General features: G+C 58.2%; 21 protein-coding genes. 13 read left to right on the forward strand and 8 right to left on the reverse strand.

Going from position 1 to position 23,969, the window contains the following annotated elements; translation table 11 throughout:
* The first annotated feature begins 2 nt into the window (after positions 1-2).
* Genes FS804_RS23295 through ligD form a run of 3 tightly spaced genes read left to right on the forward strand, consistent with a single transcriptional unit; the run spans position 3 to position 3,616 of the window.
* Complete coding sequence (locus tag FS804_RS23295; protein WP_144579173.1) at positions 3-290, forward strand: hypothetical protein; 288 nt, start codon at positions 3-5, stop codon at positions 288-290.
* Positions 287-1,120 carry a Ku protein gene (locus FS804_RS23300; protein ID WP_144579174.1) on the forward strand — a complete coding sequence of 278 codons (834 nt, stop codon included), beginning with the start codon at positions 287-289 and terminating at the stop codon, positions 1,118-1,120. The genes FS804_RS23295 and FS804_RS23300 overlap by 4 nt, the downstream gene beginning before the upstream one ends.
* A 3-nt stretch (positions 1,121-1,123) precedes the next feature.
* Positions 1,124-3,616, forward strand: coding sequence for a DNA ligase D (gene ligD / locus FS804_RS23305; RefSeq protein WP_144579175.1), 2,493 nt, complete (start codon positions 1,124-1,126; stop codon positions 3,614-3,616).
* 39 nt (positions 3,617-3,655) lie between these two features.
* Here ligD and FS804_RS23310 read toward each other — a convergent pair whose 3' ends face one another.
* The 3 genes from FS804_RS23310 to FS804_RS23320 all read right to left on the reverse strand — a co-directional run bounded on the left by FS804_RS23310 (position 3,656) and on the right by FS804_RS23320 (position 6,184).
* Positions 3,656-4,447, reverse strand: a complete 792-nt coding sequence (locus tag FS804_RS23310) for a Ku protein (protein ID WP_063951627.1) — start codon at positions 4,445-4,447, stop codon at positions 3,656-3,658.
* A gap of 88 nt (positions 4,448-4,535) precedes the next feature.
* Entirely contained in the window at positions 4,536-5,540 is a 1,005-nt protein-coding gene (locus FS804_RS23315; protein WP_063951628.1) for an inorganic phosphate transporter, read from the reverse strand.
* Complete coding sequence (locus tag FS804_RS23320; protein WP_063951629.1) at positions 5,540-6,184, reverse strand: DUF47 domain-containing protein; 645 nt, start codon at positions 6,182-6,184, stop codon at positions 5,540-5,542. The genes FS804_RS23315 and FS804_RS23320 overlap by 1 nt, the downstream gene beginning before the upstream one ends.
* A gap of 113 nt (positions 6,185-6,297) precedes the next feature.
* On the opposite strand from FS804_RS23320, the gene FS804_RS23325 reads away from it, so the two are divergent.
* The gene (locus tag FS804_RS23325; RefSeq protein ID WP_144579176.1) at positions 6,298-6,840 is read left to right on the forward strand and encodes an NUDIX hydrolase; all 543 of its coding nucleotides are present in this window, start codon (positions 6,298-6,300) and stop codon (positions 6,838-6,840) included.
* A 97-nt stretch (positions 6,841-6,937) separates the two neighbouring features.
* Here FS804_RS23325 and FS804_RS23330 read toward each other — a convergent pair whose 3' ends face one another.
* Complete coding sequence (locus FS804_RS23330; RefSeq protein ID WP_144579177.1) at positions 6,938-7,858, reverse strand: hydrogen peroxide-inducible genes activator; 921 nt, start codon at positions 7,856-7,858, stop codon at positions 6,938-6,940.
* 189 nt (positions 7,859-8,047) lie between these two features.
* On the opposite strand from FS804_RS23330, the gene katG reads away from it, so the two are divergent.
* Positions 8,048-10,219: a catalase/peroxidase HPI gene (katG, locus tag FS804_RS23335; protein WP_144579178.1), complete on the forward strand. Its 2,172-nt coding sequence runs from the start codon at positions 8,048-8,050 to the stop codon at positions 10,217-10,219.
* A gap of 136 nt (positions 10,220-10,355) precedes the next feature.
* Here the strand turns inward: katG and FS804_RS23340 are convergent, their stop codons facing one another.
* Positions 10,356-10,532, reverse strand: coding sequence for a hypothetical protein (locus tag FS804_RS23340; RefSeq protein ID WP_144579179.1), 177 nt, complete (start codon positions 10,530-10,532; stop codon positions 10,356-10,358).
* Between the two features lie 212 nt (positions 10,533-10,744).
* On the opposite strand from FS804_RS23340, the gene FS804_RS23345 reads away from it, so the two are divergent.
* The gene (locus FS804_RS23345; protein WP_210244461.1) at positions 10,745-11,635 is read left to right on the forward strand and encodes an AraC family transcriptional regulator; all 891 of its coding nucleotides are present in this window, start codon (positions 10,745-10,747) and stop codon (positions 11,633-11,635) included.
* 127 nt (positions 11,636-11,762) lie between these two features.
* Here FS804_RS23345 and FS804_RS23350 read toward each other — a convergent pair whose 3' ends face one another.
* Entirely contained in the window at positions 11,763-13,883 is a 2,121-nt protein-coding gene (locus tag FS804_RS23350) for a TonB-dependent siderophore receptor (RefSeq protein ID WP_144579181.1), read from the reverse strand.
* Positions 13,884-14,104: 221 nt separating this feature from the next.
* Here FS804_RS23350 and FS804_RS23355 point away from each other — a divergent pair, with 221 nt between their 5' ends.
* The 4 genes from FS804_RS23355 to FS804_RS23370 are packed head-to-tail and all read left to right on the forward strand — an operon-like array spanning position 14,105 to position 18,013.
* Complete coding sequence (locus tag FS804_RS23355) at positions 14,105-15,115, forward strand: iron-siderophore ABC transporter substrate-binding protein (RefSeq protein WP_144579182.1); 1,011 nt, start codon at positions 14,105-14,107, stop codon at positions 15,113-15,115.
* Positions 15,112-16,155, forward strand: a complete 1,044-nt coding sequence (locus FS804_RS23360) for an iron ABC transporter permease (protein ID WP_144579183.1) — start codon at positions 15,112-15,114, stop codon at positions 16,153-16,155. Before FS804_RS23355 ends, FS804_RS23360 begins: the two co-directional genes overlap by 4 nt.
* A 2-nt stretch (positions 16,156-16,157) precedes the next feature.
* A complete protein-coding gene (locus FS804_RS23365) occupies positions 16,158-17,192 on the forward strand; it encodes an iron chelate uptake ABC transporter family permease subunit (protein WP_144579184.1) in 1,035 nt (344 codons plus the stop codon).
* On the forward strand, positions 17,189-18,013 hold the full coding sequence (locus FS804_RS23370; protein ID WP_144579185.1) for an ABC transporter ATP-binding protein: 825 nt from the start codon (positions 17,189-17,191) through the stop codon (positions 18,011-18,013). Before FS804_RS23365 ends, FS804_RS23370 begins: the two co-directional genes overlap by 4 nt.
* A gap of 6 nt (positions 18,014-18,019) precedes the next feature.
* On the opposite strand, the gene FS804_RS23375 is transcribed toward FS804_RS23370, so the two are convergent.
* A complete protein-coding gene (locus tag FS804_RS23375) occupies positions 18,020-18,919 on the reverse strand; it encodes a helix-turn-helix transcriptional regulator (RefSeq protein ID WP_246665945.1) in 900 nt (299 codons plus the stop codon).
* 95 nt (positions 18,920-19,014) lie between these two features.
* On the opposite strand from FS804_RS23375, the gene FS804_RS23380 reads away from it, so the two are divergent.
* A complete protein-coding gene (locus FS804_RS23380; RefSeq protein WP_144579186.1) occupies positions 19,015-20,466 on the forward strand; it encodes an aldehyde dehydrogenase in 1,452 nt (483 codons plus the stop codon).
* A 27-nt stretch (positions 20,467-20,493) separates the two neighbouring features.
* Here FS804_RS23380 and FS804_RS23385 read toward each other — a convergent pair whose 3' ends face one another.
* A complete protein-coding gene (locus FS804_RS23385; RefSeq protein ID WP_144579187.1) occupies positions 20,494-21,390 on the reverse strand; it encodes a LysR family transcriptional regulator in 897 nt (298 codons plus the stop codon).
* Between the two features lie 93 nt (positions 21,391-21,483).
* Here FS804_RS23385 and choX point away from each other — a divergent pair, with 93 nt between their 5' ends.
* Both choX and betC read left to right on the forward strand, forming a co-directional pair.
* Positions 21,484-22,437, forward strand: a complete 954-nt coding sequence (choX, locus tag FS804_RS23390) for a choline ABC transporter substrate-binding protein (RefSeq protein WP_144579188.1) — start codon at positions 21,484-21,486, stop codon at positions 22,435-22,437.
* Between the two features lie 14 nt (positions 22,438-22,451).
* Positions 22,452-23,966: a choline-sulfatase gene (betC, locus tag FS804_RS23395; protein ID WP_144579189.1), complete on the forward strand. Its 1,515-nt coding sequence runs from the start codon at positions 22,452-22,454 to the stop codon at positions 23,964-23,966.
* Positions 23,967-23,969 lie beyond the last annotated feature (3 nt).

Here is a 23,969-nt window from a genome sequence, read left to right on the forward strand (position 1 = left end):
ACATGAAACGGCAGGCAGAACGTTCAGACAGGGCTTTGAAAAGCTTTGATGTCCGCGACCGGTTGATACTGGCGCTTTATGCGCAGCTGAAAGCCGAGCGCCAGACGCGTGAGGCTATGGAGTGGGTCATTCGCAATGGCGGGCTCTCGCCAGAGGTGCTCGAAGCCATGGCATCTGATCCGGTGCCGGTTCTAGCGGAAGCGGATCTGCCTGCCATCGAACGCATTCTGGCCGGGGATCGGCGCCGGGAGGCGTCGGCGCACAGACGGGAGGAGGAACGGCGGACATGAACCGTAGAGCCAGCTGGAGGGGACATATTTCCTTCGCCGATTTCAACTGTGAGGTCGGACTTTATTCCGCGCTGACCTCTGCCGAGAAAATTGCCTTCAATATCGTCAACCGCAAGACCGGCCACCGCGTCGAGAGACAATATGTCGATAGCGATACGGGTGAGCCGGTTCTTCGCGACGATCAGGTCAAAGGGTATGAGCTCGACAATGGTGATCACATCATTATCGAGGGAGACGAAATCGCAAAGTTGATGCCGGAGAGCGACAAGGTCATCCGCATCAAACACTTCCTCCCCTGTGACGAGATCGACAAGCTCTATTTCGACAAGTCCTACTATTTGGCTCCAAGCGGCGAGGGCGGGGAGGAAGCGCTGACGCTTCTTGCAAAAGCAATGGACGACGAAAAGGTGGCGGCGCTCGGTGAAGCGGTGCTTTTCCGCCGCAATCGCGTGCTGCTCATCCGGCCCAGCGGCAAGGCACTCGTCGCGACGACGCTGAATTTCAGTTACGAGGTTCGTTCCGAAACGTCTGTTTTCAAATCCATCCCCGATATCGAATTCGATGATGAGATGCTCGAACTCGCCAGCCACATCATCGAAAAGCGGGCTGGAGCCTTCGATCCCGCTGACTATAGCGACCGGTATAACGATGCGCTGGCGGAGCTGGTGAAAGCCAAGATCGAAGGTCGCAAGATCGAAAAGCCGCCACAGCGCAAGGAAGACAACATTATCGATCTTAAAGAGGCGCTGCGTCGTAGCGCCGGCGAAGAGAAGGGCAGCAGGAAAAAAACGACAGCGGGAAGCCGTAAGACTTCCCGGAAAGCGAGCTGATCCATGGGCTTACAGACTTATAACGCCAAACGCAGTTTTGATAAGACGCCGGAGCCAAAAGGCACTGAGGCGGGACAGGAGGGTTCAAGCTTCGTGGTGCAAAAGCACGACGCCCGCCGTTTGCACTATGATTTTCGCCTGGAAATGGATGGTGTGCTGAAGAGCTGGGCGGTAACGCGCGGCCCGAGCCTCGATCCCGAAGACAAACGGCTTGCCGTGCATGTAGAGGACCATCCTCTCAGCTATGGTGACTTCGAAGGCGTCATCCCGAAGGGTCAATATGGCGGCGGCACAGTTATCGTGTGGGACCGTGGCGTTTGGCAGCCGATCGGTGATGCGCGCAAAGGCTACCGCAAGGGCCATCTGGAATTCGAACTTGAAGGCGAGAAGCTGAAAGGCCGCTGGCATCTTGTGCGTATGCACGGAAAGCCGGGGGAAAGCCGCGAGAACTGGCTGCTCATCAAAGGTGATGATGCGGAGGCCAGACATAATGGCGGTGCAGATATTCTGGAGGAACGACCGGAATCGGTAAAGACCGGGCGAAGCGTCGAGGAGGTTGCGGCCAAGCCAAAAGATACCTGGAATTCCAAGCCGGTGTCAAAGAAGGCTGTCGGATCGACCTCGGGTAAAAAACAGGCGCATGCGCTGCCCAAAGGCGCGCGCAAACAAGCCTTGCCGGCCTTCGTGCAGCCAGCGCTCGCAATGCTGAAACCAAAGCCGCCCGCGGGAGACCGGTGGCTGCACGAAATCAAATTTGATGGCTACCGCCTGCAGGCCCGCCTCGATCATGGCAAACTTCAATTCCTGACCCGCAGCGGCCTGGACTGGACGGAGAAGTTTGGTGATGCGGTTGCGGCGGCATTTAAAGCGCTGCCGGCTGAGACTGCCCTCATTGATGGCGAAATAGTCGTAGAGCGCGACAGTGGCGCTTCCGACTTTTCCGCCTTGCAACAGGATCTGAGTGAAGGCCGCAGCGATCGCTTCGTCTTTTATGCCTTCGACCTGTTGTATCTGGATGGCAGCGATCTGCGCGGTGCCGCCCTCATTGAGCGAAAAGCCCTGCTCGAAAAACTGCTGCCGGCCGGCGACCCCCATCTCCGCTACAGCCAGCATTTCGAAGAGAGCGGCGGGCTCGTTCTCGACCACGCGTGCAGGCTCAGCCTCGAGGGGGTTATCTCCAAGGTCAAGACAAGCAAGTATGTGTCGGGCCGGAAGGGCGAGTGGGTAAAATCTAAATGCTCGATGCGGCAGGAATTCGTCATAGGCGGTTATACGGTTTCGTCCACGTCGGACCAGGCAATCGGGTCGCTCGCCCTTGGCGTCTATGAAAGTGGCAAATTGCGACATGTCGGTCGTGTCGGCACGGGTTACACGGTGGAAATGGCCGAGATGCTGTTCGGGCGGCTGAAGCCGCTTCAGCAAAAGGAGAGCCCCTTCGGCGAAAAGCTTACCGCGCTCGCCCGGCGCGATCTTCACTTTGTGAAGCCGGAACTGGTGGCCGAGGTGGAGTTTCGCGCTTGGTCAGGCGATGGAAATCTGCGTCACGCCTCATTCCGGGGCCTGCGCGAAGACAAGCCCGCAGGAGAAATCGAACGCGAGGAGAAAGCCGTGTCCGATACCAAGGCGCCGCAATCGTCGGTCAAGTTCACCCATCCGGACCGGCTTTATTGGCCGGATGACGGCGTAACGAAGGAGGGGCTCGCCGATTATTACGCGCAGGTCTGGCGGTATATCGCACCGTTTGTCGTCGACCGACCGCTGGCGCTGCTGCGTTGCCCAGAGGGTATCGGGGGCCAGCGCTTTTTCCAGAAACATGCCTGGCGTGGCATCAATAAAGCCATCGAGCAGATCAAGGACCCCAAGGATAAAGGCGGTGAACCTCTGATCCGCATCACTGATTTCGATGGCATGATGGCGCTCGTGCAATCGGCGGCGCTCGAAATCCATCCCTGGGGGGCGACAACTGCCAACTGGGAAAAACCCGATATGATCACCATGGACATCGACCCAGCCGAAGATGTCACGTGGGAAGAGGTGATCGCGGCGGCGCACGAGCTGAAGCGGCGTTTTGAGGAAGCGGGCTTGGCCGCCTTCGTCAAAACTTCCGGTGGGAAGGGCCTCCATGTCGTCGCACCTTTGAAGCCGCAGGCGGGCTGGGCGCCGGTCAAGGCCTTTGCCAAGGCAATGGCGGTGGAGATGTCGAAGGCCGAGCCGGATAAATATCTTGCCGTGGCCACGAAAGCGAAACGCAAGGGCCGCATTTTTATCGATTATCTCCGAAATGGCAGGGGCAATACGGCGGTGGCAGCCTATTCGACGCGGGCGCGCCCGGGCGCTGCGGTCTCGACGCCATTGGAATGGTCGGAACTGACCGCCGACATAGGGCCCGCCTATTTTACCGTCAACAACATCGGCGCGCGCCTGTCGAAGTTGAAGAAAGACCCCTGGGATGGCTTCTTCGCCGCTGCCGCACCGCTGCCAAAGAAAGGCCGCTAAGCGCTAATGACTGTCTCGCTATGCAGAGCCGGACAGACTTCAGCCTCGCTTTTCGGCGGCGATGCTTTTCTTCAGCGCATCCATGATGTTGATGACATTGCCGCCGGTCTTAGGCTTGCTGCTGCTCTTCTTTTTCGAGGAGGAGACCTCGTCGCCCTTTGACTTCAAAAGAGATTTGATCTTCTTCTGAATAGGGTCCTGCACGAGGGTGGGCTTCCAGCCGGTCACCTGTTTGCCGATGCGTTTTTCCATCGCCTGCAGCAATGGCTTTTCGATCTTCATCTTTGGTTCCAGCGCATCGATGCTGTCTCTGACCTCCTCGCCGTAATGCAGGGTCCAGAGGATAATGCCCTTTCCCGATGGCTCAAGGAGCACGGCTCTTTCACGGCGGTAAATAACGAGCCGTGCTATGCCGTAAACGTCGTTCGCCTTCATCGCTTCACGGATGACGCTGAAGGCTTCAGTGCCGATTTTATCTTCCGGGCGCAGAAAATGAGGTCGGTCGTACCATATCCAGTCGATCGATCCCTTGGGAACGAAGGTCTTGATATCGATGGTGCGGGTGCTTTCCAGCGCCACGGCGTCGATTTCGTCGTCTTCCAGCAAAACGTAATCGTCTTCGCCGCGGGGAAAACCCTTTACCTGGTTTTTGGCGGCGACCGGCTTGTGAGTGACGCTATCGACATAGCGGCTTTCGATGCGGTTGCCGGTTTTTCGGTTGAGAACGTGGAACCGAACCTTATTGCTTTCCGTCGTTGCCGGTGTCAGCGAAACCGATGCGGTGACCAGCGACAGTTTGAGATAACCCTTCCAGAAAACCTGCCGCGCCATGATGAAAATCCGCCTGTTTTTTGAACTCCCGGATCAAACAGCCTCGATAAGCTTTTGTTCCGGGAGCCCTTTCCAAGCTTGTCACATGTCAGCTGAAGAGCGAGGTCAGTCCGTAAACCGAAGCGGAGATCAGTGCCGCCGCTGGCATGGTGACCACCCAGGCGATAACGATATTGCCTGCTAGCCCCCAGCGCACCGCCGAGACACGGCGGGCCGCACCCACGCCGACGATCGCGCCGGTGATGGTGTGGGTGGTCGAAACAGGGATACCGAGCCATGTGGCGCCGAACAGGGTCAGCGCACCGCCGGTTTCGGCACAGAACCCCTGCATCGGGTTGAGCCGGGTGATCTTCGATCCCATCGTATGCACGATGCGCCAGCCGCCGAACAGTGTGCCAAGCGCCATGGCAGACTGGCAGGAAATCACCACCCAGAACGGGACATAGAAGCTTTCGCCAAGATGCCCCTGGCTGAAAAGCAGCACGGCGATGATGCCCATGGTTTTCTGGGCATCATTGCCGCCGTGGCCGAGTGAATAAAGCGAGGCGGAAATGAACTGCATCACGCGGAAGGTTCTGTCGACGGCAAACGGCGTTTGCCGCACGAAAAGCCATGACACGGCCAGTACGAGAATGAGCGCCAGAAAGAACCCGATGGCCGGCGACATGAAGATCGCGCCAACCGTCTTCAATAGGCCTGACCAGACGATGGAATTAAAGCCCACCTTGGCAAGGCCGGCCCCGACGAGGCCGCCGATCAAGGCATGCGACGAGCTGGACGGTATGCCGAAAACCCAGGTGACGATGTTCCAGACGATGGCGCCGATGAGGGCCGCAAAGATGACTTGCGGTGAGACAATGGCCGGATCGATGATGCCGGTGCCGAGGGTCTCTGCCACATGCAGGCCGAAGAAGAGAAAGGCGATGAAATTGAAGAACGCCGCCCACGCGACTGCATATTGCGGCCGCAGCACGCGCGTCGAAACGATGGTGGCGATGGAATTGGCGGCGTCGTGCAAGCCGTTCAGGAAATCGAAGAACAATGCGATGGCAATGAGGCCGACAAGCAGCGGCAAGGCGAGTGCGACATCCATCACACGTTCTCGATCACGATGCCGCTGATCTCATTGGCCACATCCTCGAACCGGTCGACCACCTTTTCGAGTTCGCCATAGATTTCGCTGCCGATCATGTAGGCCATCGCATTGCCGGTCGCACCATGGCGGCGGAAGAGATCCTTCAGCCCCTGATCATGGAGATCGTCGGAGCGGCCCTCGACCCGCGTCACCTCTTCGGCGATCGCCGACAGGCGTTGCGCATTCGCACCGACCTTGTTGAGAAGCGGGATTGCCTCCGCGATCAGTCCAGCTGCACGCACGATCTCATGGCCCATCTCTTTCATAAGCGGGTCGAACTCGCTCTGTTCGAAAAGCCTGATTGTCTTGACGGTCTTGTGCATCATGTCGATGGCATCATCCATCGACTGGATGAGGTCCTTGATGTCGCCACGATCGAATGGCGTGATGAAGCTGCGTCTGACGGCAAGAAGCACATCGCGGGTAATGTCATCAGCCTGATGTTCGAGCGCAACGATCAGCTCACAGTTCTTGTCGACGTCTGTCCCGCTCAGCAATTGGTCAAGGGCTTCAGCCGCTTTGATGACGGTTTCGGAATGTTTGCTGAACATGTCGAAGAAACGGTCCTCGCGCGGCATCAGCTTGCGAAAAATACTCATCATGCGAATTGGCCCTCAATGGCGCTATATTAGTTGTTGGGGGTGATTGTCATAAAACTGTCATAAATCCACGCGGGGCATTGATGCAACCCGGAAAATCAGCACTATCAACGGATATGAAATCATCAAAGAAGCGCCGCAAATCCCGACCGGCTCGTCCACTGACCTTACTCCAGCAACTGGCTGCGGTTCCCGAAAAGCTCTTCACCGGCGCTTTTCGGCAGCAATATGCCGCCTTGTGCTTCCGTTATGCCGCCGATGGCGAGGGCGTTGAGATTTTGCTGGTCACCTCCAGGACCAGCGGACGGTGGATCATTCCGCGTGGCTGGCCGATGAAACGCAAGAAGCCGCACCAGGCAGCAGCGATCGAAGCTTGGGAAGAGGCGGGCGTGCGCGGCCGCGTCAGGAAGGACGCCGTCGGCCGCTATACGTATCTGAAGATGCTCGATAACGGCGATGTCGTGCCCTGCATGGTGGATGTGTTTCAGATCGAAGTGACTGAGGCTGACGCCAGTTTCAAGGAACGCGGACAACGCGTCTCGGAATGGCTACGCCCCGATGAAGCGGCAAGGCGCGTCCGGGATATTGAACTGAAATCGCTGCTGGTCGATTTCCGCCCGAAAGGCAAGAGTAAACGAGAAAGCGGCGGAAAGCTGTAAGCCGCAAGCTGCCGTTCCACCTAGATCGTCAGCAGCCGAAAGAGGCGGATCAGAATCGCCTGTTGTCTCGGCTTTGTGTACCCCGCTCTGCCGAGCTTCATCGGGTAGGGACGGCTCCGCCCTGAACTTTCTGCAGACCACAGTCGCGAACGATCTCCGCAATATGGGAAAATTGCGCCGAAAGCGGATTGCTCCTGCGCCACACCATGCCGATTGTGCGTGATGGACGCGGCTCCGCCAGCCGGAACACCGATACGGAGGATTGCCGCGTCTCCATATCGACGGCCATCTGGGGAATGAGTGTCACGCCTATTCCGGCACCAACCATCTGAACAAGTGTCGAGAGCGAACTGCCTTCCATCAGCACCCGTGGCGGCGCGTTTGTCGTGCTGCAGAAAGAAAGGGCCTGGTTGCGGAAACAATGACCCTCCTCCAATAGCAAAAGCCGCATTTCGCCCAGCTTGTCAGCGCTCGGTACCGGCATTCCCTCGTCCTCGGAAGGACGCACCAAAATGAATTCTTCCGAAAACAGCGGAACCTCCTCGAGCGCCGGTTCCGAGACGGGCAGGGCAACGATCGCCATGTCGAGCCGGGCTTCGAGCAAGTCCTCAATAAGTTTCTGCGTCACGGCCTCACGCGGCCGAGCTTCCAAGTCCGGATAATGGCGGGTCAGCGTCTTGATGACCTGCGGCAACAGATAGGGCGCGACCGTCGGGATGACCCCGATCCGCAGCCGACCGCTGAGCGGGCCCTGACCGGCGCGCGCCAGATCCTGCAATTCATCCACAGAACGCAGGATCGACCGCGTACGCTCGGCAAATTCTTCACCAAGGGTGGTCAGCCTGATCTGGCGGCTGCCACGCTCGACAAGCGGCGCACCGATCAAATCCTCCAGTTCCCGGATCTGCAAAGAAAGTGCAGGCTGAGAGATGGCGCACGCTTCCGCTGCGCGCCCGAAATGGCCAATCTTTGCCAACGAGTCGAAATAACGGAGGTGTTTCATCGATAGGGAAATCATAAGCTCAGCATATCGGAGTCTTTAGAATATACAATTGGAAATTATGGAACCCGACTGTTAGTCATCTTCGTGACAGAAAGAAGATGTAGCTGTGAGAGATCACTAGCGCGTAGGCCTCTTGGCGATGGCGGCTGCTGCATGTGTCGAGTTGACTGTTACGATTAATTGTAAAACCCATCGGAGGGCGAAATGGACGCAACTTCTAAACCGGCTGGTAAATGTCCCGTCATGCATGGAGGCAATACGGCTTCCGGTAAATCGGTGACCGAGTGGTGGCCGAATGCGCTGAACCTCGACATCCTGCACCAGCACGACACCAAGACCAACCCGCTTGGAAGCTCCTTCAACTACCGCGAAGCCTTAAAGACGCTCGACGTCGAGGCACTCAAAGCCGATCTGCGCGCCCTGATGACAGACAGTCAGGACTGGTGGCCGGCCGACTGGGGTAGCTATGTCGGCATGATGGCGCGCGTGACCTGGCATGCGGCCGGCTCCTATCGCGTCACAGACGGTCGCGGTGGCGCCAACACCGGAAACCAGCGTTTTGCGCCGCTCAATTCCTGGCCTGACAATGTCAACACCGACAAAGGGCGCCGCCTGCTCTGGCCGATCAAAAAGAAATACGGCAACAAGATTTCCTGGGCGGACCTCATCGCTCTTGCCGGCACTATTGCCTATGATGTTGCAGGTCTGAAGACCTACGGTTTCGCCTTCGGCCGCGAAGATATCTGGGCTCCGGAAAAAGACACCTACTGGGGTGACGAAAAAGAATGGCTGGCGCCGAGTGATGGCCGTTACGGCGACGTGACCAAGCCAGAGACGCTTGAAAATCCGCTCGCCGCCGTGCAGATGGGCCTCATCTACGTCAACCCGGAAGGCGTGAACGGCAAGTCCGATCCTATGGCGACCGCAGCACAAATGCGCGAGACCTTTGCCCGCATGGGCATGAACGACGAGGAAACCGTCGCTCTTACCGCTGGCGGTCATACCATTGGCAAGTCTCATGGTAACGGTAGCGCTGCAAACCTCAGCCCCGATCCGGAAGCCGCAGGCCCTGAATTCCAGGGGCTTGGCTGGATGAACACCAAGGGGCGCGGTGTTGGCCGTGACACCGTTGTCTCGGGGATCGAAGGCGCGTGGACGAGCCATCCGACCAAGTGGGACAACGGCTTTTTCGACATGTTGTTCAAGCATGAGTGGACGTTGACGCACAGCCCGGCTGGCGCATCGCAATGGGCGCCAATCACCATCGCTGAAGAAGACAAGCCCGTCGATGTCGAAGACGCCTCGATCCGCACTATCCCGATGATGACCGATGCCGACATGGCTTTGAAGGTCGACCCGATCTACCGCGAGATTGCGCTGAAGTTTAAGGACGATCAGGAACATTTCTCCGAGGTTTTCGCCCGCGCCTGGTTCAAGCTGACCCACCGCGACATGGGTCCGAAGTCCCGTTATTTCGGCCCGGATGTGCCGGCTGAAGACCTGATCTGGCAGGATCCGGTACCGGCAGGTTCCACGAGCTACAATATCGCTGCCGTCAAGGCGAAGATCGCCGCTTCCAGCCTTTCCGTCGCCGATCTGGTTTCGACTGCATGGGATAGCGCTCGCACGTTCCGCGGGTCGGACAAGCGCGGCGGTGCTAATGGCGCGCGCATCCGCCTTGCGCCGCAGAAGGACTGGGAAGGCAACGAGCCCGAGCGGCTTCAGCGTGTGCTGTCGGTTCTGGAACAGATTGCCAATGAAGCCGGTGCAAGCATCGCCGATGTTATCGTTCTTGCGGGCAATTACGGCGTTGAACAGGCAGCCAAGGCTGCCGGTTTCGATATCGCTGTGCCTTTCGCGCCCGGTCGTGGCGATGCCACCGCTGAGCAGACGGATGCTGATAGCTTCGCGCCGCTTGAGCCCCTGGCTGACGGATTCCGCAACTGGATCAAGAAGGACTATGTGGTCAGCCCTGAGGAGCTTCTGCTTGACCGGGCCCAGCTTCTCGGTCTTACCGCACCGGAACTGACGGTGCTGATTGGCGGTCTTCGCGTCATTGGCGCCAACTATGGCGGGGCGGCGCACGGTGTCTTTACTGAACAGCGGGGCGCTTTGACGACCGACTTCTTCACGACCCTCACGGATATGGCCTTTTCCTGGGTCCCGACCGGCAGCAATCTCTATGAGATCCGTGATCGCAAGACGGGCGCCACGAGATACACGGCAACCCGTGTCGACCTCGTCATCGGCTCCAACTCGATCCTGCGCGCTTACGCGGAAGTCTATGCACAGGACGACAACCGGGAGAAATTCGTCCACGACTTCGTTGCTGCTTGGACGAAAGTAATGAACGCCGACCGTTTCGACCTGCTCTAAGTCGACATCAAACCTGCCAAAGCAAAGACCTCCCCGAGCGATCGGGGAGGTCTTTTTATGGAGCTGATTTGCTTACTAGACAACGGCGGCAGGCGATTGGCTTTATCGTCCGGCGGAGGTTGTCGGATCGGCGCGTTTATCGGCGATCGGAGGAGGGAACGTCGCGCTCTGGAGAGGACTTTTCCGTACGTCCAGCAGGCGTCTTGCCGCTTTTTTCATTTTCGTGGGCATCCGGTCCCGCAACGATAACGCCACGGCCATGCTCCTCGCGCTTCTTGTCGGCGAAGTCGCCCGGTTCTTTCTTGCTATCCATGATGATCTCCCTTGTTAAATCGTCTCGTGAGTTCAACGGTCGCGATCAACAGAGGTTCCGAACTCGCGGCCCAGCAAATGTTTTGCATGACAAAAAACTTCGCTATTAACATGAATAACTAACTCATGTTATTGGACGGAGTGGAAACACGGGCGCTTGGTGCCCCTCATTTAACTCCAGCTGATTATAATCGAAATCGAACGGTACGCGCATTGAGTTTCTGGCATTCCATGACCTGGCACACCGAAGGGATCAGTGTTACTGCACCGGTGAAATGGCGGCAGTTGGACGGGCTGGTCGGAGCTTTCTGGGAGGCCGAAAGCCAGGATGGGGCGAAGGGTTATTATCTCGCAGCCGACCCACGCATCATGATTTTTTTCAATGATGTCTCCTCCCGCATCACCATGTCCAACAGCAACGGCGAATCTACCGATCACGCACGGCCGATGACACGGGCTGTCTATGTCCCTGCTGGAGTGCCGATGTGGACGAGCAGCAGCGCCACCCATCGCTTCTCGCATCTCAACCTGCATATCCATAAAGACCGTTTGCTGCGTTTCCTGGCGCCCTCCATTGGTAGTTCAGCGGCTATGGCAGCACTACGCCGCCCGGTCGAGATTCAGGATATTGGGTCTGTGGAAACCCTTGCCAGCGTGCTCGTCGATGAACTGGCGGAACCCTCGAAGCATGCGGTCTACGCCGAAAGTCTGGTCGGCAGCATTGTTGCCGGTCTGTTGGATATTCCTGGCCTTCCGGGGGATCAGGTGAACGGCAGGCTAACGCAGGCGCAACTGAACAAGCTCTTTGCAAAGTTAGAAAAGCGCGGCGACCGTGTGACCGTCGCCGAAATGGCGGATATTGTCGGGCTGTCGGAAAGCTGGTTCGCGACCGTATTTCGCCAGACCACGGGCAAGACACCTCTGCAGTGGCAATTGCAACAGCGCATCAACGTCGCCCAGAAACTTCTGCTGGAGAGTGATTTAACCGTCGCCGATATCGCCGCTCAGCTCGGCTTTTCTGATCAGGCACATCTGACGAAAGCCTTCCGCCAATCAGTGGGCAACACGCCCGCCGCGTGGCGGCGGTTGCACCTGTTGCTTTAGAGAGTGGGATTGATATCGCGTCTACTCGCGATCTCGTTTGAAATCCCACTTTCGGTCATACTCGGGAATAGGCCAGGGATAAGTTGATTGTTCCGAAACTGCACAGGATGTCTTGGAACGTGTCGGCTCACCACGTCTTTCGTAAGGTGACGGAAAACGCCCGTCCCGGGTTATAGAAGTCAGCGCCAAACCCGCCATAGGAAACGTGTTTTTCATTGAAGATGTTGGAGACATTGACGTCCAACGAGGCCGTTTCCTGGATCTTGTAGCTTAGCGCGGCGTCAACGGTAAAGCTGCTTGCCGTTTCGACCTTGTTGGCATTGTCGAAATAATAGGCGCCGGTGTAGCGGCCACCAAGACCGAAGGTCGTGTCTCCGAAGTGATCATTACCCTGGAGCGTGTAATTGACCCACAGCGAGGCCTGATGCTCGGGAACAAATTGCGGGCGGTTGCCGACGTTGCCGCCGGTGCCGTTTTCGGTGATCTCGGCGTTGAGATAGGAGTAAGCCGCGGTCAGGCTGAGATTGTCCGTCACCTCCGCCTTTGCTTCGAGATCGAGACCGCGCACACGCACTTCGCCTATAGTGGTTGGCAGGTTGGTGATCGGGCTCGTGACTGTGATATTGTTCTTCTTCAAGTCATAGATACAGGCGGTAAACAGGGCTGGGTACGCTTCCGGCCTATATTTGATCCCAAGCTCGATTTGCTCGCCGCGTTCGGGTTCGACCGTTAGCCCGGAGGCCGGCACCACCGACTCGGCATAGCTGAGATAGGGTGCGATTTCGCTGGTGATCTTGTAGGAAACCCCGATGCGCTTCGTCAATTCGCTGATGTCGCCGCTCGCTGTCGTGCTATTCAGGCGGTTGGTCTGGTCCGTATCGATCCAGTCGTTGCGCAGGCCGGCGCTGACGATGAGCCTGTCGAAAAAGGTCAGGTCCTGCTGCAGGTAAACCGCCTTTGTCTTCTGGTTAGTAAGCGAGCTGGCATAGAGCGGAACGGAAGAGGGCGCGCCAGTGTAAACCGGGTTCATCCAATCGATGCCCGGCGCGGCCCCAAAGTAGCTTTTGCTTCCGGATTCGTAGTCATTATAAAAAACACCGACGAGGCTGCGGCTTTCAACATTTTCAAACCGCGTGTCATATTGCAGGCGCGTATCGATCAGGAAGTTCTCGGTCTCGGTATCGTTGCCGAAATAGGAACGATTGGCGATAGTCGAACCGTTGGTTGGCGTCGAAGAGATATAGGCGTATCCGAAATCGGTATTCGCCTTGCTGTAACGCGCATTGGAACTGAAGGTTAGACCAGAGCCAAAATCGTGGTCGAACATCACGCTTAGCGAATTGCGATTCGTGCCGCGATAATTGTAGTCCGGCTCGCCGAAAAAGCGGCTTCGATCGAAATGTGAGCCTACCGGATGGCCGCCGCCGCCGGGAACGCCATCCTTGTTGAGATGGTCATAAACGACGGTCAAGCTCGTGGCGTCGGTCGGGCGCCATGTCAAACCACCCATGAAGAACTTTTCGTCGTCGCGCGAATAGTCATATTCTGCATCGGCATTTCTGAGCTTGCCCGTCAGACGATAGGACAGAGTGTCGTCGCTGGTGATGTTGTCGCCGAAATCGAAGCCTGTCTCGGCGCGGCTATAAGACCCGCCGGTGATATAAGCTTCGCCGAAACGGCTTCGTTTCGGGACCTTGGTGGAATAATTGACCGAGCCACCGGGGTCCGACACGCCGAACGTGGTGGAATTTCCGCCCTTCAGCACTTCCACACGCTCATAGGCATAGGTCTCTTCGCGCAACGCACCGAAAGGCCGGCCGAGTGTGAGGCCATCGCGATAGGTATAGGCATCGAAACCGCGAATTTTGAAGTAGTCGAAACGGTCGTCTGAGCCATAAAAATCGGTAGTCACACCGGCCGTGTATTGCAACGCCTCTTCCACGCTCTGAACGCCGCGCTGCTGCATTTCCTTGGCAGTGATAACGGAGACGGCAGCCGGTGTGTCGAGAATATCCGTCGCCATTTTGCTACCGCTCGTCGTGCGGGTAGCAACGATTGACTTTTGGTCATTATCGCCGCTGTCGATGGTGATGCGCTCCAGAACTGTGGTACTGTCGGTATTGGCCGCATCTTGCGCCGACAGGGAGCCGGGCAGGGTGGCGGCAAGCGCCGTGCAGGCTAGCAGCGCCGCGTCCCGATAAGGACGACGCGCGGTTTTGCGATACCTGCCTACGGTTTTGATATTCATTGGTATGCCCCAGACCTTGATGCCCCGATCGCCGCTTTCCACGGCCACTCTCGACGCGCCCAATAACTTGAGAATGTTAGTCCGGTATTGTATTTTTTTATTGTTTTGTAAAAAACCCCGGAAATTTCACCACCCCTACACCGGTATTTCGTGCCCGGGCTTGACGGGAGCATTTGAAGCTGAGAACTCAAGTCTACTTTTAAATCTGTGAAAGCTTCGTCATGCCCCACCCGTTCCGCGGCCTCGTGCCAGCACTTGTGCTTTTAGTGTCGGTGATCGCAACTCACACGGCCTCGGCGGTGGAGGCGACAAGCTATCCGGTGGTCATCAAACACGCTTTTGGATCGACAACGATCGCGAAGAAGCCGCAGCGGATCGCTACTGTCGCCTGGGCGAACCATGAGGTGCCGTTGGCGCTTGGCATCGTGCCCGTCGGTTTTGCGGCAGCCAATTTTGGCGATGATGATGGCGACGGGCTGCTGCCATGGGTGACAAAGCGGCTTGCCGAGCTCAATGCGGGAACACCGGTTCTGTTCGACGAGGGGGATGGCATCGATTTCGAGGCCGTCGCGGCAACGCAGCCCGATGTGATCCTTGCTGCCTATTCCGGCCTCAGCCAGTCCGATTACGATACGCTGAGCCAGATTGCGCCTGTTGTTGCTTATCCGGTTTCCCCTTGGGCGACCGACTGGCGCGAGACGATCCGGCTGAACAGCGCCGGCCTTGGCATGTCGGTGGAGGGTGAGGCACTCATCAAACGCATTCAGGGCGAGATAGAGCAGGTCGTTGCTGGCCACCCGCAGCTGAAGGGCAAGACGGCGATGTTTGTCACTCATCTCGACGCCACAAATCTCAGCGTCGTCAATTTCTATACGGCGAACGACACCAGGGTGAAGTTCTTTTCCGATCTTGGTCTTGGCTCTCCAAAAAGCGTCGCGGAGGCAACGAAGCCAGGGCAATTTGCAGCCGGCATCAGCGCGGAAAGTGTCGATGCGTTCGACGATGTCGACATCCTCGTTACCTATGGCAGTGAGCCACTTCTCAATGCCATGCGCGCTGATCCGCTTCTCGCCCGCATGCCTGCTGTCTCCAATAATGCCGTCGTGATGCTTGGCCGCGATCCGCTTGGCACGGCTTCGAACCCCACACCGCTTTCGATTTCATGGGTTTTGAAGGACTATGCTGACCTGCTTGCGAAGGCCGCAAGCAAATCCTCGGGAAAATCGCAGTGACCCTATCGGAACCAGGCAAAGCGACGGCTCTGCCACGCGGCAGTCGCTCAAGCCGCGTTCGCGCGATATGGCTTGGCGCCACGCTGGCCTTTCTTGCCTTTCTTTGCGCGCTGTCCGTTGCCATCGGAACGCGGGACGTTTCTTTCTTGGATATTCTTGGCGGGCTCAGCGGTCGCAAGGACACTATTGCAGAGGCGGCGGTCGCGGTACGAATACCACGCACACTGCTCGCCCTCACGTGTGGGGCAGCACTTGGGCTGTCCGGTGCCATCATGCAGGGCGTTACCCGCAATCCGCTTGCCGATCCGGGCATTCTCGGCGTGAACATGGGAGCATCGCTCGCCGTCGTCATCGGGATCGTCTGGTTAGACATTGCCTCGGCGCAGGCCTTCATAATCACTGCGGTTGCCGGTGCGGGGGCGTCCGCGGTTTTCGTTTATGTCGTCGGCTCTTTGGGGCGAGGCGGCGCGACACCATTAAAACTCGCTCTCGCGGGCGCGGCCACGTCCGTCGCCTTTTCGTCGCTGGTTATCGCCGTCGTCCTGCCGCGCAGCGATATTGCCGGCGGCGTCCGATCCTGGCAGATCGGCGGTGTTGGCGGGGCGACCTTCGAGCGCATCGAGACCGTGCTGCCCTTTCTGGCCGCCGGTTCCATCATCAGCCTGCTTTCGGCGCGCAAGCTGAACTCTCTCGCGCTGGGAGATGAGCTTGCCGCCGGGCTCGGCGAGAATGTCGTGTTGGCCCGAGCCGTCGCCTCGTTGGGCGCTATTCTACTCTGCGGCGCGGCCACCGCGGTTTGCGGACCAATCGGTTTTGTCGGGCTAGTGGTACCCCATCTTTCCCGCTTGCTGGTCGGCGTGGATAACCGCTGGTTGCTACCATTTTCGGCGCTGGGAGGGGCATGTCTGCTCATCTCTGCCGATATTGTCGGACGCATGGTTGCGCGGCCTTCCGAACTTGATGTCGGGATTGTCACTGCCCTCGTCGGCGCGCCCTTCTTCATCTGGATCGTCAGACGCCAGAGGGTGCGCGAACTGTGACCATGCACGCTCCCATCATCGAAAACCTCGTTCTTAATCGCCGAGCCCGCGACAGCCGGCGTCGCATTGTCATCACCATTCTGTCGATGATCCTGATCGCCGCTTCGGCCGTCACGCTGATGGTCGGGCAATCCTTCACATCTCCCACTGATGTCATTCGCGTTCTCATAGGGGAGGAAATTCCCGGTGTTACCTTCACCGTCGGGCAGCTGCGCCTTCCCCGCGCGTTGCTTTCGCTTCTGGCGGGCATGAGCTTCGGACTCGGGGGCGTCGCGTTCCAGATCATGCTGCGCAATCCGCTCGCCAGTCCGGATATTATTGGCATCAGCTCAGGCGCAAGTGCCGCGGCCGTCTTTGCCATCGTTGTCCTCAAGATGAGCGGGCCGCTAGTCTCTGTCTTCGCTGTCATCGCCGGTCTCGGCGTTGCGCTCGTTGTTTATCTTCTTGCCCTGCGCAACGGTGCGGCCGGTACTCGATTGATCCTTGTTGGCATCGGCGTGTCAGCCATGCTGGAGAGCTTTATTGCCTATGTTCTCTCAGTTGCCCCGGCCTGGTCGCTCCAGGAGGCGATGCGCTGGCTGACCGGCAGCGTCAACGGTGCGAAGATGGCTCAACTTCTGCCCCTGTCAATCGCGCTCCTCCTTTTCGGCGGCCTGCTTGTCAGCCGCGCGCGCGATCTCGAAGCCTTGAGACTGGGAGACGATGCGGCTGCGGCGCTCGGTGTTTCGGTCGGACTAACCCGAGTTCTTGTCATCATTGCCGCCGTCGGCATGATTGCTTTTGCGACAGCCGTCTGCGGGCCAATAGCCTTTGTGGCTTTCCTTGCTGGGCCAATTGCGGCGCGTATCATTGGCAACAATGGCTCACTGCTCATTCCTGCCGCGCTGATTGGGGCGGTGCTGGTGCTGGTGGGTGACTATTGCGGCCAGTTCCTGTTGACGGGCCGCTACCCGGTCGGCGTCGTGACCGGTGCGCTAGGCGCGCCTTATCTGATTTACCTAATCGTGCGGGTGAACCGCAGCGGAGCCTCGTTATGACCGGCCACTCCCTCTCTGTCAGCGGCCTGTCTGCCGGCTACGGCGAAAACCTCATTATCGATGGGTTGGATCTTACCGTCCCGCGCGGCAAGATCACCGTCATCGTCGGGGCCAATGCGTGCGGCAAGTCCACCCTCCTGCGCAGCATGTCGCGGCTGATCACGCCGCACGCTGGTCAGGTCCTGCTTGATGGGAAGTCGATCCATCGTCTACCCGCGCGCGACTTGGCAAGACGTATGGGCCTTTTGCCGCAATCCCCGATCGCACCGGACGGCATCGTTGTTGCCGATCTCGTCAGCCGAGGCCGACACCCTCATCATGGCCTCTTCGCCCGCTGGTCAAGGCAGGATGATGAGGCGGTAGCTGCGGCGCTTGCCGCCACGGACACGGTGGAACTGGCCGAATGCCCTGTCGATGAACTCTCCGGCGGCCAGCGCCAGCGGGTCTGGATCGCAATGGCGCTAGCCCAGCAAACAGACATATTGCTCTTGGATGAACCGACAACCTTCCTCGATATCAGCCATCAGGTTGAGGTACTGGACCTTTTGACGGATCTCAATCAGGTCCGCCAGACCACCATCGTCATGGTGCTGCATGACCTCAACCTTGCGGCGCGTTATGCGGATCATCTCGTCGCGATGCGCGCCGGAAAGCTGCATGTCAATGGCTCGTCTGAAGAGGTGCTGACAGAGGAAAATATCCGCGAGGTTTTTGGTATTGAAAGCCGGGTGATCAAGGATCCCACCTCCGGCAAACCTATAATGCTGCCAATCGGAAGGTATCGCGTGTTGACGAAGGCAGATGGCATTGCCGATAGCTGATCGCAGTCAAGGCCATGCTGCAAAAGAATGCGCAGCTTCAGCAGGAAACCGAAACGCCGCCCGCCTCAACCGCCCGGGCGATATCCCCTCAATCCGAGTGAAAAATCGGTTGAAGTAACCCGAATCTCGAAATCCTAAACGATATGCGATTTCAGATACTTGAAAGGAAGAGTTCAGAAGAAGCTCGCGCGCTTCTGAAAATAATTCGCGGTGGATGTAAGCCTTCGGCGACAATCCAGTTGCGGCTTTAATGATCGAGCCCAGTCGCTCACGACTGATGCCAAGGTGGTTTGCATAAGTCTCAACGTTCCAATGGTCACGTTTGTGTTGAGCAACCAGCAGAACGAAACGCTCTGCGATGCTCGACGGCATGGAAGCCGCTGTCATTGCGGATGTGGCACACTGGCAAATACGGATTAAAGCTACGCAAAGAAGATTGATAATGATCGTCTGTGTCGCGGCGGTTGGACGAAGATTTTCGGACGCAATGGTTTTTAGATAACCTGCGAGCTCCGCATGGTGTTCCTGCGAAAGCGTTTCTGTCAAAACGCGATCGAGACCGTTTCGCGGGGAAAGCGCGCTGGTCCCTTTCGCCACCGCATGCATAAGGCAGATGTCGTTGATGGACAGCAGTGACGCCCGGCTTCCCGCTTCCAGCCGAAGGCGACCGGTGTGCCCTGCCGGCAACCACGCCAAGCCCGGTGCCGGCAGGTTAAGGTCTTCGTCGTTGCCGGTGATGCATGCGTTTCCGGATGCGAGCAGGATCAGATGCGCATTCCCCGGCGTGAGTTTCACCTCATTTACCCGTAGCGGTGAACTCAATATTCGGGCGAGGGTGGGCTGGCCGCCCACGGACTTGTGATTTGGAGACGCCATCTTTTTCTCAAAAGTACAAAAACGAGCCACACTAGTGCATTTCCTGTGGCGATGTCCTCGCTAAACTTTGCGTATTGCGGGCATAAACACCTTGAGGAGAAGGTGGGCCCGGCAGGAGGAGACATATGCAGACCGTCAATCTTTTTATCGGTGGCGATCATTGCGCTGCCGCAAGTGACAAGCGCTTCGAGCGTAACAATCCAGTTACCGGTAAAGCCGTGACGAGCGCCGCCGCAGCGTCTGTCGTGGATGCAACGAAAGCGGCCGATGCAGCCGCAGCCGCCTTTCCTATGTGGTCCGCGACAACGCCCGGTGAACGTCGGCGCCATCTTCTAGCTGCGGCAGACGCGCTGCGCGCGGCGGGCCCCGCTATCATCGAAGCAATGAAGGAGGAGATCGGCGCGACCGAGGCCTGGGCCGGGTTCAATGTGATGCTCGCCAGTGACATGCTGGTGGAGGCGGCAAGTCTCACCACTCAGATCAAGGGAGAGGTTATTCCGTCCAATCGTCCGGGCACCATGGCGATGGCGTTGCGCCAACCCGCCGGCGTTGTCATCTCCATGGCGCCCTGGAATGCGCCTGTCATCCTTGGTGTGCGTTCCATCGCCACGCCTCTTGCCTGCGGCAACACCGTTGTCATGAAGACTTCGGAACTTTGCCCGCGCACTCATGCTCTGATTATTGACGCGGTTGCGTCCGCAGGCCTGCCGAAGGGCGTGCTCAATGCCGTTTCGAATGCGCCGGAAGACGCAGCGAAAATCGTTGAAGCGCTTATTGCCCATCCGGCAGTAAGGCGTGTCAACTTTACTGGCTCCACGCGCGTCGGACGCGTCATCGCGGAAACGGCAGGTCGACATCTCAAACCAGCGTTGCTTGAACTTGGGGGGAAGGCGCCGCTCATCGTGCTAGACGATGCGGATATCGATGCGGCGGTCGCGGCTGCGGCATTTGGGGCATACATGAATCAAGGGCAGATCTGCATGTCGACCGAGCGCATTATCGTGCTGGATAGTATTGCTGACGAGTTTGTCGATGCTTTTGCGAAAAAGGCGGGCGGTCTTATCGCAGGTGATCCGCGTGAGGGCAGAACGCCGCTGGGCTCACTTGTGACGGGTGAAGCAGCTTTGCGCATCCGTTCGCTTGTGGATGATGCGGTCTCCAAAGGCGCGCGACGGATCGCAGGGGGCGGTGGTGAAGGCACCATGCTTGACGCGATTGCCGTCGATGGCGTCACCCCGGCCATGCGCCTTTATTCCGAAGAGAGTTTTGGTCCAGTCGTGTCGATTATCCGCGCAGGCACGATCGATGAAGCCATCAGCATCGCCAACGAGAGTGAATTTGGGCTGTCGGCGGCGGTTTTCGGAAGGGATCAGGCAAGGGCGCTTTCCGTTGCCGCGCGGATCGAGAGTGGTATTTGCCATGTCAACGGGCCGACCGTGCATGATGAGGCGCAAATGCCGTTCGGCGGCGTCAAGGCCTCGGGTTACGGGCGCTTTGGCGGTACGGCCGGTATAGCTGAATTTACTGAACTAAGGTGGGTAACGCTTCAGGACGGACCCTTGCATTATCCCATCTGAAGCGGAAAATGTGCGGGGCGAGCGGCGTCACCGCCGCTCGTCGATCAGCCATGCCGTAAGCTTTTTAACCGCATTGTCGCTGCTTTTCGGCCGAACGAGCCAGTAACCGCGACCCGGCGCCTCAAGACTCGGGCCAGCCATTACCAGCACGCCTGCTTCAAGCAGGGGATCGACGAGCCCGGCCCAGCCGAGCGCGAAACCCTGTTCGCCTATGGTTGCCTGCACCACCATGGTGTAATTGTTGAAGGTGATATCGCTGCCGTCGCTCTCTGCTCCCCTGTGCGCGCCGAAATGCTTGAAATAGCTGGGCCAGTCGAACCAATGCGCCTGAGACGTGTTTTCAAGATGAATGAGTTTGCGCTGTAAAAAATCCGCGATGGTTGCGGGCGCAGGTGTGTCTGACAGAAGAGCCGGGGAGCAGACCGGCGTAACTTTTTCCGAAAGCAGCAAGATTGAACCCTCGCCAGCCTCCTGCCGCGTACCGAAGATGATCATCACGTCGCTATCGTGCTTGCCTTGACCCAGCGGATCCTGCGTGGCGACGATCTGGATATTGATATCGGGGTTGAGCGCACGAAACCCATGCATCCGCGGGATAAGCCACAACGACGAGAAGGCATAGTCGGTATGCAGACGAATGGTCTGCCGCTCATTTGTGCGGCGAAGTTGTTGCGCCACCAGGTCGACGGCATCGACATTGCGCGAAACGACCTCGAACAGCCGCTGCCCCTCGGCCGTCAGTTCGATGCCGCGGTGTCGTCGGCGGATAAGAGTGACACCAAGCTCATCCTCAAGCCTGCGGATCTGATAGCTCACAGCCGGTTGGGTCAGTCTCATCGATGCTGCCGCGGCCGTCAGGCTGCCACAGCGGGCCACCTCGGTGAAAATGCGCATCCAGCCAAGATCGAGAGGTCGCTCTGCCATCAAATTCCTTTATATCAGGCATCGAAAATTACCCGCTTCACAGGTGAAAGCAACGTGGTGTTCAATAAACTGGACTAATAAAGGGGATCCGCAATGAAAACAGTGTCTCATCTGCATCGCATTGCCGCCGGTCTGTTTCTGTCAGTGGCAGCCTTCTCAACCCCGCTTCAGGCTGCCGACGATGCCGCCTGCAAGACCATCCGTCTCAGCGATCCCGGCTGGACAGATATTACCGCAACCAATGGCGTCGCCTCGGTACTGCTCGATGCACTGGGTTATGAAGCCGACGTCAAGACGCTCTCCGTGCCCATCGGCTATCAGGCGATGAAGAACGGCGAAATTGATGTTTTCCTAGGGAACTGGATGCCGGCGCAAAAATCCTTCGTGGACGACCTGAACGCGGCCAAGGCGGCGCAGGTTATCACGAAAAATCTGGAGGGGGCGAAGTTCACGCTCGCCGTGCCGGCCTATATGGCGGAAAAAGGCGTCAAGGATTTTGCCGACCTCGCCAAACATGCCGATGAATTCGAAAGCAAGATCTACGGCATCGAGCCCGGCGCACCGGCCAACCAGAATATCCAGAAGATCATCGACGCCAATGATTTCGGCCTGAAAGGCTGGGAGCTCGTCGAATCTGGTGAGCAGGCCATGCTGGCGCAGGTGGAACGGGCCGGCAGGGACAAGAAGGCTGTGGTCTTCCTTGCCTGGGCACCGCATCCGATGAACGAGAAGATCGATATTGCCTATCTCTCCGGCGGTGACGCCTATTTCGGCCCGAATTTCGGCGGTGCAGAGGTTTATACGCTTGCCCGCACCGGCTGGCCGGAAAAATGCCCCAATGCCGCGGGGCTCTTCAAAAACCTGAAGTTCGATATTGGCATGGAAAATACGCTGATGGGTTCGATTCTCGGCGGCGAAGATTCCAAAGCTGCGGCAGCGGCCTGGTTGAAGGCCAATCCCAAAGCGTTGGATGGCTGGTTGCAGGGCGTAAATACGCTGGATGGCAAACCGGGTGCGGATGCCGTTAAGGGCAAGCTTGGTCTCTGAGCCGGAAAGTGGAAATGCCGCGTCCCAATATTCTGATCCTGATGGCCGACCAGTTCAACGGGACGTTGTTTCCCGATGGACCGGCCGATTTCCTCCATGCGCCGCATCTCAAAGCCTTGGCGGAGCGCTCTGTCCGCTTCGCCAATACCTATACGGCTAGCCCGCTTTGTGCACCGGCTCGCGCGTCGTTCATGTCCGGGCAATTGCCAAGTCGTACCCGCGTTTACGACAATGCCGCAGAGTTTGCCTCCGACATCCCGACCTATGCGCACCATCTGCGCGCGGCGGGTTATTACACCGGACTTTCCGGAAAGATGCACTTCGTCGGGCCTGATCAGCTGCACGGCTTCGAAGAGCGTCTGACGACCGATATCTATCCCGCGGATTTTGGCTGGACGCCCGACTATACCAAGCCAGGCGAGCGGATCGACTGGTGGTACCACAATCTCGGTTCGGTCACCGGTGCAGGCGTTGCCGAAATCACCAACCAGATGGAATATGACGACGAGGTGGCCTATCACGCCACACGCAAGCTTTACGACCTGTCTCGTAGACTTGATGAACGACCGTGGTGTCTGACGGTCAGCTTCACCCATCCGCACGATCCCTATGTTGCGCGGCGGAAATTCTGGGATCTCTACGAGGACTGCCCGGCCCTTGATCCTCAGTCGAAGGCGATAGCTTTCGATCAGCAGGATCCGCATTCGAAACGGCTGCTGGAAGCCTGTGACCACAAGGCCTTCGACATTTCGCCGGAGCAGATACGCCGGGCACGCCGCGGTTACTTCGCCAACGTCTCCTATATCGACGAGAAGATCGGCGAAATCCTTGGGGTCCTGAAGGCGACGCGGATGGAGGAGGACACCATCGTCCTCTTCCTGTCAGATCATGGCGATATGTTGGGTGAGCGCGGCCTCTGGTTCAAGATGTGCTTTTTCGAGGGCTCAGCCCGCGTCCCGCTGATGATCGCCGCACCCGGTTGGCAGCCGGCTTTGATCGACACGCCGGTCTCGACACTGGATGTCACGCCGACATTGTGCGGTCTGGCAGGGCTTGATATCACCTCGCTCAAACGCTGGACCGACGGTGAGGATCTGGCGCCGTTGGCTGCTGGCACCGGCGGGCGCGGCCCGGTGCCGATGGAATATGCGGCCGAAGGCTCGATCTCGCCGCTCGTCGCCATCCGGGACGGCCGATACAAATTGTCCGTCTGTGAGGTCGATCCGCCGCTGCTTTACGATCTGGACGCCGATCCCGAAGAGCGTACCAACCTTGCCGGCGATCCCGTTTTCAGCGACGCGCTCTCATCGCTTTCCGCCGAAATTGGCCGGCGGTGGCAGTTGCCGGTGTTCGACGCTGCTGTTCGCGAGAGCCAGGCGCGGCGCTGGGTGGTCTATAAGGCGCTGCGCAACGGCGCTTATTACCCGTGGGACTACCAACCCCTGCAAAAGGCTTCGGAACGCTACATGCGCAACCACATGGACCTCAACGTGCTGGAAGAAAACCAGCGTTTTCCGCGGGGAGAGTGAGGC

It is taken from the genome of Agrobacterium sp. DE0009 (assembly GCF_007680755.1).
Taxonomy (GTDB): Bacteria; Pseudomonadota; Alphaproteobacteria; order Rhizobiales; family Rhizobiaceae; genus Agrobacterium; species Agrobacterium tumefaciens_B.

What these genes read in the sequence shown, in the direction of transcription:
- FS804_RS23355 (WP_144579182.1), top strand. Translation starts at nt 14,105, where the DNA reads ATGCCCCACCCGTTCCGCGGCCTCGTGCCAGCACTTGTGCTTTTAGTG.
- FS804_RS23320 (WP_063951629.1), bottom strand. Translation starts at nt 6,184, where the DNA reads ATGATGAGTATTTTTCGCAAGCTGATGCCGCGCGAGGACCGTTTCTTC.
- FS804_RS23300 (WP_144579174.1), top strand. Translation starts at nt 287, where the DNA reads ATGAACCGTAGAGCCAGCTGGAGGGGACATATTTCCTTCGCCGATTTC.
- choX (WP_144579188.1), top strand. Translation starts at nt 21,484, where the DNA reads ATGAAAACAGTGTCTCATCTGCATCGCATTGCCGCCGGTCTGTTTCTG.
- FS804_RS23385 (WP_144579187.1), bottom strand. Translation starts at nt 21,390, where the DNA reads ATGGCAGAGCGACCTCTCGATCTTGGCTGGATGCGCATTTTCACCGAG.
- FS804_RS23310 (WP_063951627.1), bottom strand. Translation starts at nt 4,447, where the DNA reads ATGGCGCGGCAGGTTTTCTGGAAGGGTTATCTCAAACTGTCGCTGGTC.
- betC (WP_144579189.1), top strand. Translation starts at nt 22,452, where the DNA reads ATGCCGCGTCCCAATATTCTGATCCTGATGGCCGACCAGTTCAACGGG.
- ligD (WP_144579175.1), top strand. Translation starts at nt 1,124, where the DNA reads ATGGGCTTACAGACTTATAACGCCAAACGCAGTTTTGATAAGACGCCG.
- FS804_RS23340 (WP_144579179.1), bottom strand. Translation starts at nt 10,532, where the DNA reads ATGGATAGCAAGAAAGAACCGGGCGACTTCGCCGACAAGAAGCGCGAG.
- FS804_RS23295 (WP_144579173.1), top strand. Translation starts at nt 3, where the DNA reads ATGAAACGGCAGGCAGAACGTTCAGACAGGGCTTTGAAAAGCTTTGAT.
- FS804_RS23365 (WP_144579184.1), top strand. Translation starts at nt 16,158, where the DNA reads ATGCACGCTCCCATCATCGAAAACCTCGTTCTTAATCGCCGAGCCCGC.
- katG (WP_144579178.1), top strand. Translation starts at nt 8,048, where the DNA reads ATGGACGCAACTTCTAAACCGGCTGGTAAATGTCCCGTCATGCATGGA.
- FS804_RS23325 (WP_144579176.1), top strand. Translation starts at nt 6,298, where the DNA reads ATGAAATCATCAAAGAAGCGCCGCAAATCCCGACCGGCTCGTCCACTG.
- FS804_RS23315 (WP_063951628.1), bottom strand. Translation starts at nt 5,540, where the DNA reads ATGGATGTCGCACTCGCCTTGCCGCTGCTTGTCGGCCTCATTGCCATC.
- FS804_RS23380 (WP_144579186.1), top strand. Translation starts at nt 19,015, where the DNA reads ATGCAGACCGTCAATCTTTTTATCGGTGGCGATCATTGCGCTGCCGCA.
- FS804_RS23330 (WP_144579177.1), bottom strand. Translation starts at nt 7,858, where the DNA reads ATGATTTCCCTATCGATGAAACACCTCCGTTATTTCGACTCGTTGGCA.
- FS804_RS23370 (WP_144579185.1), top strand. Translation starts at nt 17,189, where the DNA reads ATGACCGGCCACTCCCTCTCTGTCAGCGGCCTGTCTGCCGGCTACGGC.
- FS804_RS23350 (WP_144579181.1), bottom strand. Translation starts at nt 13,883, where the DNA reads ATGAATATCAAAACCGTAGGCAGGTATCGCAAAACCGCGCGTCGTCCT.